Raw genomic sequence first — 12,710 nt, 5'->3', positions numbered from 1 at the left:
GTCCGGCCGAGGTGCGGTTAAATGCCGATCATGGATGACTCGGCACGCATGTGGATCACCGCGGTTCCACCGTTCGGCCCGGACGACATCGGGGTACTTCTCGCGCTCGACCTCACCTCGCAGGACCCTGGCGAGCGCATGGTCTCGGTACTGCTCAACCGGGGTCACGAAGGCGAGGAGGGCGTCTTCTACCTGCTCCCGGCCGACCTGTCGGCCCGCTACGAACGTACCGGCGAACGCCTCGCGGTCAGCCTCACCGCCTCCCGCAAGGTACTCGACCACGACCTCGCCGACCAGGCCGACTCCCTGCGCGACCACCTGGCCGGACTCCCGTCCGACGACGCCGACGACGACCGGGTCACCCTGCTCCGCCGCGAACTGGTGACCGATTTCGTCCCGGCCGTGGTGGACGGCGAGAAGCAGGCGGTCCTCCTGATCGACCACGCGGGCCCGGCCCCGCTCGACGAACTCCTCTCCGAATTCGACCAGGGCGAGGCCAGCCTCGCCGTCCTCTACGCCGAATGACGCCATTAAGGGTCACCTACGACGCGGAGGCCAATGCCGCCTATATCTATCTGACCGAGGACCCAAAGGTGCTCTCGGCCTGGATGTACCCCTGCGACCCGGTGGCCGTGGACGGGATGATCAACCTGGACTTCGACGAGTCCGGGCGGCTGATCGGCGTCGAAGTCCTCGGTGCCAGGTCCAAGCTTCCCGCGCATCTCCTGGACTCCGCCGAGCGCCTCGACCGATGCTGACCGATCCGGCGGCCATCCGCGCGGCCCTCGCCGACCACCAGAGCTTCGGGGAATGCGTCATCACCGATGTCGGCTGGGCGCATCACGGCACCTCGATCGAGGTGCCGTTCGATTACATCTGGAACGGCGACGGGACGCGGATTCGCGACGACCTCGGCAGCCGCCCTCATATCGTCGTCGTGCGGGCGGTACTCGTCCAGGAGATGCACCTCGCCAACGCGCTCAACCCGTCCATGCTCCAGGAGCCGGAAAGGATGAACTGGGGCTTGTCCGAGGTCGCCCAGGTGGTCCTGGTCGAGGACAGCGAGCTGGCCCGCCCGTACTCCCACCCGCGCGGACTCCCCTGTCACCACCTCGCCATAGAGTGGGAGGCGGATCGCCGCATCGACATCGTGGCCTTCGGCTTCGAGCTCGATGAGAAGCCGACGCGATCACCCGACTGAGCAGGTGATTCGGGCAGGGCCGATAATAGGTGGCGATCGTGGCCGGAACGTCGGTAGCGTCGCGCCGGTGATTTATGAGCATCCACTTGCCTATGTACTCGGACTCGAAGGCATCGCGCTGATGCGGTCCTTCACCGGACAGCACGATCGGGCGTTCATCGAGCGGCGGTTCGCCGAGATCCGCGGGCTGCTCGATGATGAGGCCCTGGCCGGGGCCGGGGTGGACGTCGCTCGGGTGGGCACGGTCGAGGGGTACCGCGTCTGGGCGGCCACCTATGACGGGCCCAACTCGGCGTTCGATCTGGACGAGCCGTACATCAAGGAGATCATCGGCCCGCTGCCGGTGGGTGACGCGCTGGACGCCGCATGTGGGACCGGGCGGATCGCCGCGTTGCTCGGGGAGCGGGGGCACCGAGTGATCGGGGTGGACAGTTCGCCCGAGATGTTGGTGCATGCACGGAAGCGGGTGCCGGACGCGGAGTTCCGCGAGGGTGATTTGACCGGGCTTCCGATCCCCGATGACGCCGTTGACCTGGTGGTGTGCTCGCTGGCGCTGGCACACGTCGAGGATCTGGCACCGGTGATGGCCGAGTTCGCCCGGGTGTTGCGTCCCGGCGGCGGCCTGGTGATCGCCGACATCCATCCGGAGGGAGTGGCGCGGGGCGTCGTGCCGCCGGTACGGCTGCCGGACGGCAGGCCCGGGCGGGTGGCGAGCCATCGGCACCTGGTGGGCGACTACCTGCGGGCCGCGCTGCCGGTGGGGCTGCGGGTCGTACGCTGCGAGGAGCCCACCCCGCCGGTCGCCGACCATACGGAAAAGGGCGAGGCCCCTTCGATCGACGTGTGGGAGCTGTGGCCGTGGTCGCTCGCCGCGCTCGCGCCCGAGGCGGCGAAGGCGGCGGCGGCCGGGGTTCCGGCGATGCTGATCTGGCACTTCCAGAAGGACTGAGCGGCATCAGGCCGAGGTCTTGGCGACGCTCCAGCCGCCGTCCACGGTGAGGGCCGCGCCGGTGATGAAGGAGGCTTCGGGGGCGGCCAGGAAGGCGACCGCGGCGGCCACCTCGTCCGGGCGGCCGAACCTCCCCGCGGGCGTGGCGGCCACGGTGGCCACCCGTCCGGCCTCGGCGACGTCGTCCCAGGCCGGGCTCATGATCGGGCCCGGCACGACCGCGTTGACCCGCACCTCGGGGGCGTACTCCACGGCGAGCTGCCTGGTCAGCGAGAGCAGGCCGCCCTTGGCCGCCGCGTACGGCCCGCAGCCGGGCAGCCCGACCCGCGCCTGCACCGACGAGGTGATCACGATCGCGCCGCCGCCGTCCTTGGCGAGCAGCGGGAGGAAGGTCCGCGCGCCCAGGTAGGCGGCCTTGAGCGACACGGCGAGCTGAAGGTCCCAGTCGGCCTCGGTCAGGTCGCCCAGCGGCACCGCGGGCACCACCCGGCCGGGCCCGTTGGCGTGCAGTACGTCCAGCCTGCCGTACTCCGCCAGCACCCACTCCCCCGCCGCCGCCCAGTCGTCCGGCGCGGCCACGTCACAGTGCAGGTAGGCCGCCGCGCCCCCGGCGGCCACGATGTCCCGCGCCACCCGTTCCCCCGCCTCGTCGGCGATGTCGCACAGCAGGACCCGCGCGCCCTCCTCGGCCAGCCGCCTCGCCGTCGCCGCGCCGATCCCGGACGCCGCCCCGGTGACGAACGCGACGCTCCCCTCGAACCTCATGCCTCCGTCGTTCCCCCGAGCGGGGGCCGCCATTACCAGGGGCGTCAGCGGAGACCGGCGAAGAGGTCGTCCTCGTGGTCGGGGGCCGCGGCGACGCGGTTGTAGTGCCGGATGAACGCCTCGGTGCCGAGGCCGTGCCTCTGGAACTCCTCGGGCAGCGCGAGCAGGAACACGCTGTCGCTCTGGCTCTGGTGCGCCTTCAGCGCCTTGACCTTGCGTTCCACGTACGCGGAGGCGTCCACGACGGTGGTGATCAACTCGTCGGGAGTGCCGAAGTCGTCGGGGAACTCCTCCTCCATCGGCATCCCGGCCGCCCGCATGTGCTCGACCATCCGCTTGATGCCCGAACGCGGCATCGCCCCGTAGTAGAGCTTGTCGGGAATCCCGGTCGCCTCGGTGGCGGCCACCGCGATGCGGTTGGCCTGGATGTGGTCGGGGTGGCCGTAGCCGCCGTTCTCGTCGTAGGTGACCACGACCTGCGGCCGGTACTGACGGATCAGCTCGGCCAGCCGCGCGGCGGCGGTCTCCACCGGCACGTTCGCGAAGGCCCGGGGATCGCCGTTGGCCTCCCAGCCCGCCATGCCCGAGTCGCGGTAGCCCAGCGTCTCCAGGTGCGCGATGTTGAGGTGGGAGATCGACTCGCGGAGTTCGGTCAGCCGGAGCGCGGCGACCGCCTCGGGGTCGTGTCCAGGTTCGCCCGGCTTCACCCCGCCGGGCGCGTCGCCCTGTTCGCCGTTGGTGCAGGTCACCAGGACCGTGCGGATGCCTTCCTCGGCGGCGCGGAGCAGGACGCCGCCGGTGCTCAGCACCTCGTCGTCCGGGTGCGCATGTACCGCCATCAACGTCAATTCGTGATCCATATTGATTCCTCCCTGGATGACCCTACATATCGGGAGGCGGGGCCGCGTTGCGCGATCAAGCGGCCGCCGGACGCCGCTGAGCGCGTCGCGTGCAGTATGACTGGGATCATGGACTTCAAGACGTTCTATCCGCCCGTCGAACCGCATGATTCCGGCCTGCTCGACGTCGGCGGGGGCGATGCGATCCATTGGGAGATCTGCGGCGATCCCGCGGGCAAGCCCGCCGTCTTCCTGCACGGCGGCCCCGGCGGCGGGGTGCTGCCCGACCATCGCCGGCTGTTCGACCCGGCGGCGTACCGGATCGTGCTGTTCGACCAGCGCAACTGCGGGCGCAGCCGGCCGCACGCGGGCGACCCGGGCACCTCGCTGGCCGCCAACACCACCCCCAACCTGGTCGCGGACATCGAGAGGCTGCGCGAACACCTCGGCATCGACCGCTGGCTGGTGCTCGGCGGATCGTGGGGCAGCACGCTGGCCCTCGCCTACGCCCAAAGCCACCCCGAGCGGGTCACCGAGCTGGTGTTGCGCGGGATCTATCTGGCCAGGCCGTCGGACGAGGTGTGGTCCTTCACCGGCACCGGCGCGGCGCGGCTGTTCCCCGAGGAGTGGGCGGCCTTTCGCGACCTGATCCCGGAGGCCGAGCGCGACGACCTGCTCGCCGCGTACGGCAGGCGGTTGTCCGACCCCGACCCCGACGTCCATCTCCCGGCCGCCCGCGCCTGGACCGGGTGGGAGCTTTCGGCCAACACCCTGCTCCCGGTGCCCGACCCTGACCTCGACGACCGGACCGTACTCGGCTTCGCCCGCATCGAGCAGCACTACTTCAGCAACGACTGCTTCCTCGGCGACGGGCTGCTGGCGGGCATCGACCGGATCAGGCACATCCCGGCCGTGCTGGTGAACGGCCGCTACGACATGAAGACGCCCATGGAGCAGGCCTGGGACCTGCACCTGGCCTGGCCAGAGGCGGAGTTGCACGTCGTGGAGAACGCCGGGCACGCCGGATCGGAGCCCGGCACCCTGCACCACACGATCGACGCGACCGACCGGTTCCGCTGAGGCGCGGTGGGGCGGATCAGCCGAAGTAGGCGAACCGGCCGAACAGCCGCACCGCGTCGTACAGCACGCGGGCCTGGTCGCGGCACCACTGGGCGTCGGCGTGCCGGTCGCGGCAGATGGCCCGCATCTCGGTCAGGAACCGGGAGTCGACCCACTTTCTGCCGTCCTCCTCCGGCCACAGCGCCAGCTCGCCCCTGCCGTAGTTGCGGTAGCCGAAGTCGTGCTGCTCGCACGCCTGGCGGAACCGCCTGGCCTGGCGCGGCGGTGTCGCGGTGCAGCCGTCGGTGCCCCAGTCGAACGGCTCGATCTGCGGCTGCTCGGCGAAGTCGGCGTAGCCGAGGTGCATGATCCGGTCGGCGTTCTCCCTCACCGACAGCGCGGACTCCGCGAACGCGCCCTGCGGCGCCAGGACGAGACCGGGCAGGACGGCCACGGCGGTGGCGACCGCACCCGCGGCCACCGCCCCGAGGCCGGACGGAGGTCGGTGCATCGCGGCTGCTCCCTCGATCGGCGATGGCGCTTGTCAATGCGATCAAGGGTGCTTCACGGGGGCCGGGGACACACGCGGCTTGGCATGGACACGCCAGTCGCTGGCGTTTTGATACTGTTACTTTACGTGGTCTAGAACTACCCTGTGTAGTGGTCGGATGGGTGATCACTGGGGAGGGTCTTCGTGGGAGGCACGCGGATATCCGGCAACGGCAGGCGAGGGGCGGCCCTCGCCTCCGCCCGCCCGCCGTCCCAGGTGGTGATGGGGTCCGCCCCGGTCGGCATCCTGATCAACCGGCTCGCCGCCACGACCCGGCACGAGCTGCTGAGCATCGGCGCGCCCCTGCCGCGCGTCATGCTGCCGGGCACGGTGGTGCGGCTGATCGCCGTCCCGGGCGAGCCGGCGGAGGGCGGCGCGCGTCACGAGGGCGTGGAGGTGCGGCTGATCGATCCGCTGCCGTTCCGGATGGCCGTCTTCGACCGGGGGGCCGCGCTGCTGCCGCTCGACCTGGACTCCTTCCACAACGGCGTGCTGCTGGTGCGCGACCCGGTGGTCGTACGCACGCTGGCGGGCGCCCACCAGGTGTGCTGGGAGCTGTCCGGCCGGGCCTCGCCGCTGGACGAGCCGCCGCCGCACCTGCAGCCGGTGCTGTCGTCGCTGCTCGACGGGCTGACCGACCAGGCGGCCAGCATGCGCCTCGGCATGTCGCTGCGCACCTACAGCCGCCGGGTCACCGAGATCCTGGCCGCGCTCGGCACCACCAGCCGCTTCCACGCGGGCGTGCAGGCCGTGCGGCGGGGCTGGGCCTGAGCGCTACTCCTCGGGTGGTGGCGGGAAGCGGCCGTCCGGCCCCTTGGCGTACGGCACGGCCCGCACCACCGCGTCGGTGTTCAGCGGCCCGTAGATGTGGGGGAACCTCTCGGGCCGGTCCGGCACGCTCTCGTACCTCACCTGCGGCGCCACCTTGTCCTCGTCGATGACCAGCAGCACCAGGTCGTCCGCGCCGCCGTAGAAGGCGTCGGCCGTCCCGGCCACCTGCCCGGCGGTGCTCGCGTGCACGAACCCGACCTCGGCCAGCGACAGCCCCAGCGTGGAGACCGTGTACTCCCCCGCGCGCAGCGCGGCCTCCCACTCGGGCCGGGAGGCGATGTGGTAGATCAATCGCATCCCTCGATTGTGCCGGGATGAAACGGACATGCCCGCGCCTTGACATTGACATCGGTGTCAAGGCTTACCGTGCTGGGAGCCACGGATCAGGGAGGGGGCCGCCCGATGCGGATCGGGGAGCTGGCCGAGCGTACCGGGGTGAGCACGCGTTCGCTGCGCTACTACGAGCAGCAGGGGCTGATCACGGCCCGCCGCACGGCCAACGGCTACCGGGAGTACGACGAGTCCGACGTCCGGCTGGTGGCGGAGATCCGCGCGCTGCTGGCGGCCGGGTTCGCCCTGGAGGACGCCCGGCCGTTCGTGAACTGCCTGCGCGCGGGCCATCCCGCGGGCGACTCCTGCCCGGAGTCGGTCGCCGTCTACCGGCGCAAGCTCGCCGAGATCGACGCGGAGATCCACGACCTGATCAGGCGCAGAGCCGACGTGGCGGACCAACTGGCGCGGGCCTGTCCTGGCTGCGCCCTGACCAGGGAGCAGATCAATGATCACGTTGACCACGGAGAACTTCGACGAGCAGGTGCTCGGCGCGGACAAGCCGGTCCTCGTCGAGTTCTGGGCTGAGTGGTGCGGCCCCTGCAAGATGGTCGCGCCGGTGCTGGAGCAGATCGAGGCGGAGTACGGTGACCGCGTGACCATCGCCAAGCTGAACGGCGACGACCACCCGGAGATCGTGCGGCGCTACGGGGTGATGGGGTTCCCCACGATGAACCTGTATCGCGACGGCGAGGTCGTCCGGCAGATCGTGGGCGCCAAGCCCAAGCGGCTGCTCGTGGCCGACCTTGAGGGGCACATCTGAGCAGGCCGCGTACCTGAAGGCCACATCTGAAAGAACGCATGCCGAAGAGCCGCCCGCCTGCGACGGGCGGCTCTTCGGCGCTTACCGCGCGCCTACGGGCTCACCCGTGGGCGTAGACGCGGTGGACGAACTCCGCGAGTTTGTTGTCCGGTAGTTCCTTGGCGAGGTCGGCCTCGCTGACCATCCCGACGATCCGCCGCTCATCGATCACCGGGACCCGCTTGATCTGGTGCTTGGCCATCGTCGCGAGCGCCTCTTCGATGCTGCTGTGGGCCTCCACCCACACCAGCCCGGCGGCGAGTTCGCCCGCTTCGGTACGGTCGAGGTCCTTGCCCTCGGCACAGCACTTGATCACGATGTCCCTGTCGGTGATGATGCCCTTGAGCCGATCGTCGTCCCCGCAGATGGGCAGCGCGCCGACGGACATGTCGCGCATCATCCGCGCGGCCGTACGCAGGCTCTCGTGCTCACCCACGCACTGCGCACCCTGATGCATCACATTCTGGACCGTCTTGCCGGCACTTTCGGTGGTCATCGCCATCCCCCTGGAAGGATCGATTCGCGTTCCACGGCCCACTACCCAAAACCTCCGGCATCAGCGTATGGATTGGAAGGGATCTAGGTGGACGAGCCCAGCGGCACCCCCGCACGCCCCGGCGGCGACGACGATGACGACATGGACGGCTTACGGCTGCGCACGAAAGGCCGCCTCGATCCCGTCGATCTGCGCACCGACCGGCCGCACCCGGCGCGCGTGTACGACTATCTGCTCGGCGGAAAGGACAACTTCCCGGCCGACCGTTCCGCCGCCGAACGTGGATTGGGCAAAGCCCCCGGCCTGCGTGATCTCGCGCGCGCCAACCGGGCTTTCCTGACCCGGGTGGTGCGGGCGGCGGTGGAGGCCGGAGTTCGGCAATTCATCGACCTCGGCACCGGAATTCCCACCAGCCCCAACGTGCACGAGGTCGCCGGGCGTCACACGCGCGGCGCCCGCGTCGTCTATGTGGACAACGACCCGATCGTGGCCACCCACGCCCGGGCACTGCTGACGTCGGCGGGCGACACCGCCTTCCTGCTGGCGGACCTGCGGGACACCAAGGCCGTCCTGGACGCCCCCGAGACCCGCGCGCTGATCGACTTCGAGGAGCCGGTGGCCCTGCTGTGCGTCGCCCTGCTGCACCACATCCCGGACGAGGCCGGTCCCGGCGCGATCGTCGAGCGATTGATCGGCGCGGTCGCTCCGGGCAGCCTGCTGGCCCTCTCCCATCTCGGCGCCGACCTCGCCCCGGCGCAGGCGCAGGCCATCTCGGCGGGGGCCGCCAGGGACGGCGTCACGCTCATCCCCCGCGACCAGCGCGCGGTGAGCGCGCTCTTCACCGGCCTGGACATGCTCGCGCCCGGCCTGGTGCCGGTGCCGCTGTGGCGACCGGACACCCCGGTCTGGGACGACGAGGTCGCCCGCACCTGGATTTACGGCGGCATGGCCGCGAAGCCCTGACCGGCGGCCGGGCGCACGCATACCCCGCCCCGGCTCGGGTAGCGGAGCGCACGAGGTACGAGAAGAGCCACTGTGCTCCTCACCCCCGATCGCCGGCGGCCCACTCTGACCACACCCGGGCCGCCGGCGATCGAGTCTCTTCCGAGGCATGTTCCGGGTCAATCACGGCGGGCGTCCCCGATGGCCGTATCGGTGCGGTCCTATCTCTTGTTCTTGTTCTGGTCGGTGATGACCGAGGTATAGGAAACACGGCTTATGCCGAGGCGGTACGGTAGGCGCACTGACCGGATACCCGTGGGTGCATCGTGTCACAAGTGTAATGGCACACCCGGAGGGTATAGCCGTTCATTGGGTGCTATAGTTCCGGAATCTTACGCCGAGTAGTGGAGGGACTGTGGCGAAGCGAATTGAGCAAATCTTCATAGATGATCTTGACGGTGGTGCGGCTGCCGGCACCACGAAGTTCGGCCTGGACGGCACGGACTACGAGATCGACCTGTCCGAGAAGAACGAGGAGAAGCTGCGTAAGGCTCTCGCCCCGTTCCTCACCGCGGCCCGCCCGGTGCGCCGCGAGCGGCCGGGCCGGGTTCGGCGCGGTGGCATTCGCCCCGCGCGGATGAGCCGTGAGCAGTCGGCGGACATTCGCCGGTGGGCCAAGCAGCACGGACTCGCGGTGAGCGAGCGCGGCCGGATCCCGTCCTCGGTGGTCGAGCAGTACGAGGCCGCCCACTGAGGCGTTCCACTGAGTGGTAGCGCTGAATGACCGGAAGCCCCCTCCAGAAGGAGGGGGCTTCTCCGTTGCCCGGCGAAAGAAGCGGCGCGCTCGCGGCGGTAAGTGGGGCCGGGCTTAAAACCGCGAGAGGGCGAATTACCGCGTCATTGATCAAGGAGCCCGCCGGGGGGTGAGATTAAGATCACGTTCCCCTTTGCGCGACCCGCCGGAGTTGTCCGTCAGGGGCGGTGGGTGGTGTCACTGCGGTAGTCGGTGTAGGTGTACGGGTTGTCGAGGATCTTGGCCGTAGGAATGTCAGGGTTCATACCCTTTTCCCATGCTTCCTCCCCCATGGCCGCTCTGAGGTATTCAACCGTGCGCTCGACCCGGACACGCGCCGCGGCGAGGTCGATGCCGGTCAGCCGGTGCGCGTGCTTGACCACCCGCCCGTTGACCAGCACCGTGTGCACGTCGCCGCGCTGAGCCTGGAACACGACGTGGCCGAACGGGTTGAGCAGCGGGAACGACACCGGGGAGGCGTCGTTCTTGATCAGCACCAGGTCGGCCTTCTGACCGGGGACGACCGTGCCGAGGTCGGGGCGGCCGATCGCGTGCGCGCCGCCCCGGGTGGCCCACTCCACCACCTGCTCGGCGCGCAGCGCGCAGTGCGTGACCGTCTCGCCCCGGGCCTGCGCCTCCAGGTGCTCGCGGGATCGGTCCGCGCCGAGGGTGGCGCGCATCGCGGAGAACAGGTCGCCGCTCCACCAGACGCTGGTGTCCATGGACAGCGAGACCGGGATGCCGTGGGACCGGATGGCCCAGGTGGGCGGGTAGCCCTGACCGGCGCTCTGCTCGCTCTCGGTGGAGACCGAGACCGAGCCGCCGGTGGCGGCGATGCGCCGGTAGGAGTCGGCCGACAGCGACGCGGCGTGCACGTAGGTCGTGCCGGGGGTCATGAAGCCGTGCTCGTGCATGAGCCGGATGCCGTCATCGCCGGTCGCGCCCCACACCCCGGCGTGCGTGGTGACCGGTACGCCGAGGTCGCGGGCGACCTCGAAGGCGGGCCGCTCGGGAAAGGCGGGGTCGCCGAGCACGTCGAAGGCGAGCTGGAACCCGAGCAGGTCGTCGCCGGTGATCCGGCGGCGGACGAAGTCTCTGAACTCGGGCGCGGCCGTCCATTCCGCGGGCGGCCGGTGGATGTTCCCGTACGCGAGCACGTACCGGCCGGGCACGGCCCGCAGGGCGTCCACGGCGGCGTCGGCGTGGTCGGGGGTGCGCAGGCCGTGCGACCAGTCCACGACGGTGGTGACCCCGGCCTCCAGCGCCTCGATCGCGGCCAGGGTGTTGCCCGCGTGCACGTCTTCGGGCCGGAACAGCGCGCCGTGCTCCAGGTAGAACCACACGAAGTACTGGGTGAGGGTCCAGTCGGCGCCGTAGCCGCGCAGCGCGGTCTGCCACATGTGCCGGTGCGTGTCGATCATGCCGGGCAGCACGATGCCGCCGGAGGCATCGATCTCGGCCGCGCCCTCCGGCGCGGCGACCTCGGGGCCGACGGCGGCGATCCGGTCGCCGGTCACGAGGACGTCGGCACCGGGCAGCACCCGCCCGCCGTCCATCGTCAGGACCGTGCCGCCGCGCAGCACCACCGGACGCCCGGCGCCGAACCCGCTCATCGCGGGCCCCGCACCGGCGGACGGTCATGGCGGGGGGCGGGCCGGTGGCCTCGCGATACGCAGATGAGAGCAGGAAGCATGGCGGCCTCGTCGCCTTTCCGGGCAGCGGATGAGGGGCCGGTCGATTCGACCGGTCAGAACACTCTCCCGTATTCCGGTGACCATTTTCCTGTCCATTCCCTGCTCGATCGAGCCGGCCGATCGTGCAGATCGATCGGGCCGATCAATGAGAAATGGGCCGCCGCTTTCTGGAGGCGATGACGTCGTCGATCAGGCCGTAGCCCTTCGCCTCCTCCGGCAACAGGATCTTGTCGCGGTCGAGGTCGGTGGCGACCTTGTCGAGCGGCTGGCCGGTGTGCCGGGCGAGGAGCTCGTTCTGCATGTCGCGCAGCCGCAGCACCTCACGCGCCTGGATCTCCAGGTCGCTGCCGCTGCCCCGGCCGCCCTCCATCCAGGGCTGGTGGATCAGGATCCGGGAGTGCGGCAGCGCGAACCGCTTGCCGGGCGCCCCAGCGGCCAGCAGCACCGCCGCGGCCGAGGCCGCCTGCCCCAGGACGAACGTCTGCACCTCGGGCCGGATGTACTGCATGGTGTCGTAGATCGCCAGCATCGAGGTGAACGACCCGCCCGGCGAGTCGATGTAGATGCTGATGTCACGGTCGGGGTCCATCGACTCCAGGGTCAGGAGCTGGGCCATGACGTCGTTGGCCGAGGTGTCGTCCACCTGCACGCCGAGGAAGATGATCCGGTCCTCGAACAGCTTGTTGTACGGGCTCGTCTCCTTGACCCCGTACGTCGTGCGCTCCACGAACGACGGGACCACGTGCCTGCTCTCGAACATGCCCATCCTCCGCTCAGGAACCGTCGGCCGTCAGGTGGGTGGCCCTGGGCACGACCTCGTCGAGCAGGCCGTACTCTTTGGCCTCCTGGGCGGTGAACCAGCGGTCGCGGTCCCAGTCGGCGCGGATCTGCTCGACCGAGCGGCCACTGTGGAAGGCGATGCGCTCGGCGAGGGTCTGCTTGACGTAGACCATCTGCTCGGCCTGGATCGCGATGTCGGAGGCGGTGCCGCCGATGCCGCCCGAGGGCTGGTGCATCATCACCCGGGTGTAGGGCAGCGAGTGGCGCTTGCCCGCGGCCCCGGCGGTCAGCAGGACCTGCCCCATCGACCCGGCGAACCCGATGGCGACGGTGGCCACGTCATTGGGGATGAACTGCATCATGTCGTAGATGGCCATCCCGGCGCTGACCGAGCCGCCCGGGGAGTTGATGTAGAGGAAGATGTCACGCTGCGGGTCTTCGGCGCTCAGCAGCAGCAACTCCGCGCAGATGCGGTTGGCGATCTCGTCGTCCACCTCCTGGCCGAGGAAGACGATGCGCTGCCGGAGCAGCCGCTGGTAGGTCTCCTGCGTCATCGGCTGCGCGGGGGCCTCGGTGGTGCGCGCCCGGATGGGCGCGATGTACTCGTGGGCCGCCGGACCTGGGGTGTGCCACGGGGTGGTCATGTGCGTCACCTGCTTCTCGCCGTGTGCCGGGTAAT

General features: G+C 70.2%; 18 protein-coding genes. 10 read left to right on the top strand and 8 right to left on the bottom strand.

Annotated features, from left to right (window positions below):
* Positions 1-21 precede the first annotated feature (21 nt).
* The 4 genes from DP939_RS04130 (at position 22) to DP939_RS04115 (ending at position 2,150) form a co-directional block, all read left to right on the top strand.
* Positions 22-525 (top strand): hypothetical protein, encoded by a 504-nt coding sequence (locus DP939_RS04130; RefSeq protein WP_199564921.1) that lies wholly within the window; start codon positions 22-24, stop codon positions 523-525.
* On the top strand, positions 522-758 hold the full coding sequence (locus tag DP939_RS04125) for a DUF2283 domain-containing protein (RefSeq protein WP_113978966.1): 237 nt from the start codon (positions 522-524) through the stop codon (positions 756-758). The genes DP939_RS04130 and DP939_RS04125 overlap by 4 nt, the downstream gene beginning before the upstream one ends.
* Positions 752-1,201: a hypothetical protein gene (locus DP939_RS04120; protein WP_113978965.1), complete on the top strand. Its 450-nt coding sequence runs from the start codon at positions 752-754 to the stop codon at positions 1,199-1,201. The genes DP939_RS04125 and DP939_RS04120 overlap by 7 nt, the downstream gene beginning before the upstream one ends.
* A gap of 67 nt (positions 1,202-1,268) precedes the next feature.
* The gene (locus DP939_RS04115) at positions 1,269-2,150 is read left to right on the top strand and encodes a class I SAM-dependent methyltransferase (RefSeq protein ID WP_113978964.1); all 882 of its coding nucleotides are present in this window, start codon (positions 1,269-1,271) and stop codon (positions 2,148-2,150) included.
* 6 nt (positions 2,151-2,156) lie between these two features.
* Here DP939_RS04115 and DP939_RS04110 read toward each other — a convergent pair whose 3' ends face one another.
* Both DP939_RS04110 and DP939_RS04105 read right to left on the bottom strand, forming a co-directional pair.
* Entirely contained in the window at positions 2,157-2,915 is a 759-nt protein-coding gene (locus tag DP939_RS04110) for an SDR family NAD(P)-dependent oxidoreductase (protein WP_199564920.1), read from the bottom strand.
* Positions 2,916-2,959: 44 nt separating this feature from the next.
* Complete coding sequence (locus tag DP939_RS04105) at positions 2,960-3,775, bottom strand: PIG-L family deacetylase (protein WP_113978962.1); 816 nt, start codon at positions 3,773-3,775, stop codon at positions 2,960-2,962.
* Positions 3,776-3,883: 108 nt separating this feature from the next.
* Between DP939_RS04105 and pip the strand changes: the two genes are divergently transcribed.
* On the top strand, positions 3,884-4,834 hold the full coding sequence (pip, locus tag DP939_RS04100) for a prolyl aminopeptidase (RefSeq protein ID WP_113978961.1): 951 nt from the start codon (positions 3,884-3,886) through the stop codon (positions 4,832-4,834).
* A 16-nt stretch (positions 4,835-4,850) separates the two neighbouring features.
* On the opposite strand, the gene DP939_RS04095 is transcribed toward pip, so the two are convergent.
* Positions 4,851-5,324 (bottom strand): phospholipase A2, encoded by a 474-nt coding sequence (locus DP939_RS04095; protein ID WP_113978960.1) that lies wholly within the window; start codon positions 5,322-5,324, stop codon positions 4,851-4,853.
* Positions 5,325-5,507: 183 nt separating this feature from the next.
* On the opposite strand from DP939_RS04095, the gene DP939_RS04090 reads away from it, so the two are divergent.
* Positions 5,508-6,134 (top strand): helix-turn-helix domain-containing protein, encoded by a 627-nt coding sequence (locus DP939_RS04090; protein WP_147267857.1) that lies wholly within the window; start codon positions 5,508-5,510, stop codon positions 6,132-6,134.
* A 3-nt stretch (positions 6,135-6,137) separates the two neighbouring features.
* Here DP939_RS04090 and DP939_RS04085 read toward each other — a convergent pair whose 3' ends face one another.
* Positions 6,138-6,491 (bottom strand): DUF952 domain-containing protein, encoded by a 354-nt coding sequence (locus DP939_RS04085; RefSeq protein ID WP_113978958.1) that lies wholly within the window; start codon positions 6,489-6,491, stop codon positions 6,138-6,140.
* Positions 6,492-6,596: 105 nt separating this feature from the next.
* On the opposite strand from DP939_RS04085, the gene DP939_RS04080 reads away from it, so the two are divergent.
* Both DP939_RS04080 and trxA read left to right on the top strand, forming a co-directional pair.
* Positions 6,597-7,052: a MerR family transcriptional regulator gene (locus DP939_RS04080; protein WP_113978957.1), complete on the top strand. Its 456-nt coding sequence runs from the start codon at positions 6,597-6,599 to the stop codon at positions 7,050-7,052.
* Positions 6,973-7,287, top strand: a complete 315-nt coding sequence (trxA, locus tag DP939_RS04075) for a thioredoxin (RefSeq protein ID WP_113978956.1) — start codon at positions 6,973-6,975, stop codon at positions 7,285-7,287. The genes DP939_RS04080 and trxA overlap by 80 nt, the downstream gene beginning before the upstream one ends.
* Positions 7,288-7,387: 100 nt before the next feature.
* On the opposite strand, the gene DP939_RS04070 is transcribed toward trxA, so the two are convergent.
* Complete coding sequence (locus DP939_RS04070; RefSeq protein ID WP_318656267.1) at positions 7,388-7,783, bottom strand: CBS domain-containing protein; 396 nt, start codon at positions 7,781-7,783, stop codon at positions 7,388-7,390.
* A gap of 126 nt (positions 7,784-7,909) precedes the next feature.
* On the opposite strand from DP939_RS04070, the gene DP939_RS04065 reads away from it, so the two are divergent.
* Positions 7,910-8,785 carry an SAM-dependent methyltransferase gene (locus DP939_RS04065; RefSeq protein ID WP_225878032.1) on the top strand — a complete coding sequence of 292 codons (876 nt, stop codon included), beginning with the start codon at positions 7,910-7,912 and terminating at the stop codon, positions 8,783-8,785.
* Positions 8,786-9,179: 394 nt separating this feature from the next.
* A complete protein-coding gene (locus tag DP939_RS04060; RefSeq protein ID WP_113978955.1) occupies positions 9,180-9,518 on the top strand; it encodes a histone-like nucleoid-structuring protein Lsr2 in 339 nt (112 codons plus the stop codon).
* A gap of 218 nt (positions 9,519-9,736) precedes the next feature.
* Here DP939_RS04060 and DP939_RS04055 read toward each other — a convergent pair whose 3' ends face one another.
* The 3 genes from DP939_RS04055 to DP939_RS04045 form a co-directional block, all read right to left on the bottom strand.
* Entirely contained in the window at positions 9,737-11,170 is a 1,434-nt protein-coding gene (locus tag DP939_RS04055; RefSeq protein WP_113978954.1) for an amidohydrolase family protein, read from the bottom strand.
* A gap of 223 nt (positions 11,171-11,393) precedes the next feature.
* Positions 11,394-12,011 carry an ATP-dependent Clp protease proteolytic subunit gene (locus DP939_RS04050; RefSeq protein ID WP_263972290.1) on the bottom strand — a complete coding sequence of 206 codons (618 nt, stop codon included), beginning with the start codon at positions 12,009-12,011 and terminating at the stop codon, positions 11,394-11,396.
* A gap of 13 nt (positions 12,012-12,024) precedes the next feature.
* Complete coding sequence (locus DP939_RS04045) at positions 12,025-12,675, bottom strand: ATP-dependent Clp protease proteolytic subunit (protein ID WP_113978952.1); 651 nt, start codon at positions 12,673-12,675, stop codon at positions 12,025-12,027.
* Between the last annotated feature and the right edge of the window lie 35 nt (positions 12,676-12,710).

This window comes from Spongiactinospora rosea, from assembly GCF_003315795.1.
Taxonomy (GTDB): domain Bacteria; phylum Actinomycetota; class Actinomycetes; order Streptosporangiales; family Streptosporangiaceae; genus Spongiactinospora; species Spongiactinospora rosea.
This window is presented reverse-complemented; position numbering and strand designations above follow the sequence as displayed.

Bases quoted from the DNA above. Each gene is read 5' to 3' on its own strand.
- DP939_RS04055 (WP_113978954.1), bottom strand. From the start codon at position 11,170: ATGAGCGGGTTCGGCGCCGGGCGTCCGGTGGTGCTGCGCGGCGGCACG.
- pip (WP_113978961.1), top strand. From the start codon at position 3,884: ATGGACTTCAAGACGTTCTATCCGCCCGTCGAACCGCATGATTCCGGC.
- DP939_RS04110 (WP_199564920.1), bottom strand. From the start codon at position 2,915: ATGAGGTTCGAGGGGAGCGTCGCGTTCGTCACCGGGGCGGCGTCCGGG.
- trxA (WP_113978956.1), top strand. From the start codon at position 6,973: ATGATCACGTTGACCACGGAGAACTTCGACGAGCAGGTGCTCGGCGCG.
- DP939_RS04095 (WP_113978960.1), bottom strand. From the start codon at position 5,324: ATGCACCGACCTCCGTCCGGCCTCGGGGCGGTGGCCGCGGGTGCGGTC.
- DP939_RS04120 (WP_113978965.1), top strand. From the start codon at position 752: ATGCTGACCGATCCGGCGGCCATCCGCGCGGCCCTCGCCGACCACCAG.
- DP939_RS04085 (WP_113978958.1), bottom strand. From the start codon at position 6,491: ATGCGATTGATCTACCACATCGCCTCCCGGCCCGAGTGGGAGGCCGCG.
- DP939_RS04125 (WP_113978966.1), top strand. From the start codon at position 522: ATGACGCCATTAAGGGTCACCTACGACGCGGAGGCCAATGCCGCCTAT.
- DP939_RS04045 (WP_113978952.1), bottom strand. From the start codon at position 12,675: ATGACCACCCCGTGGCACACCCCAGGTCCGGCGGCCCACGAGTACATC.
- DP939_RS04050 (WP_263972290.1), bottom strand. From the start codon at position 12,011: ATGTTCGAGAGCAGGCACGTGGTCCCGTCGTTCGTGGAGCGCACGACG.
- DP939_RS04070 (WP_318656267.1), bottom strand. From the start codon at position 7,783: ATGCATCAGGGTGCGCAGTGCGTGGGTGAGCACGAGAGCCTGCGTACG.
- DP939_RS04130 (WP_199564921.1), top strand. From the start codon at position 22: ATGCCGATCATGGATGACTCGGCACGCATGTGGATCACCGCGGTTCCA.
- DP939_RS04105 (WP_113978962.1), bottom strand. From the start codon at position 3,775: ATGGATCACGAATTGACGTTGATGGCGGTACATGCGCACCCGGACGAC.
- DP939_RS04080 (WP_113978957.1), top strand. From the start codon at position 6,597: ATGCGGATCGGGGAGCTGGCCGAGCGTACCGGGGTGAGCACGCGTTCG.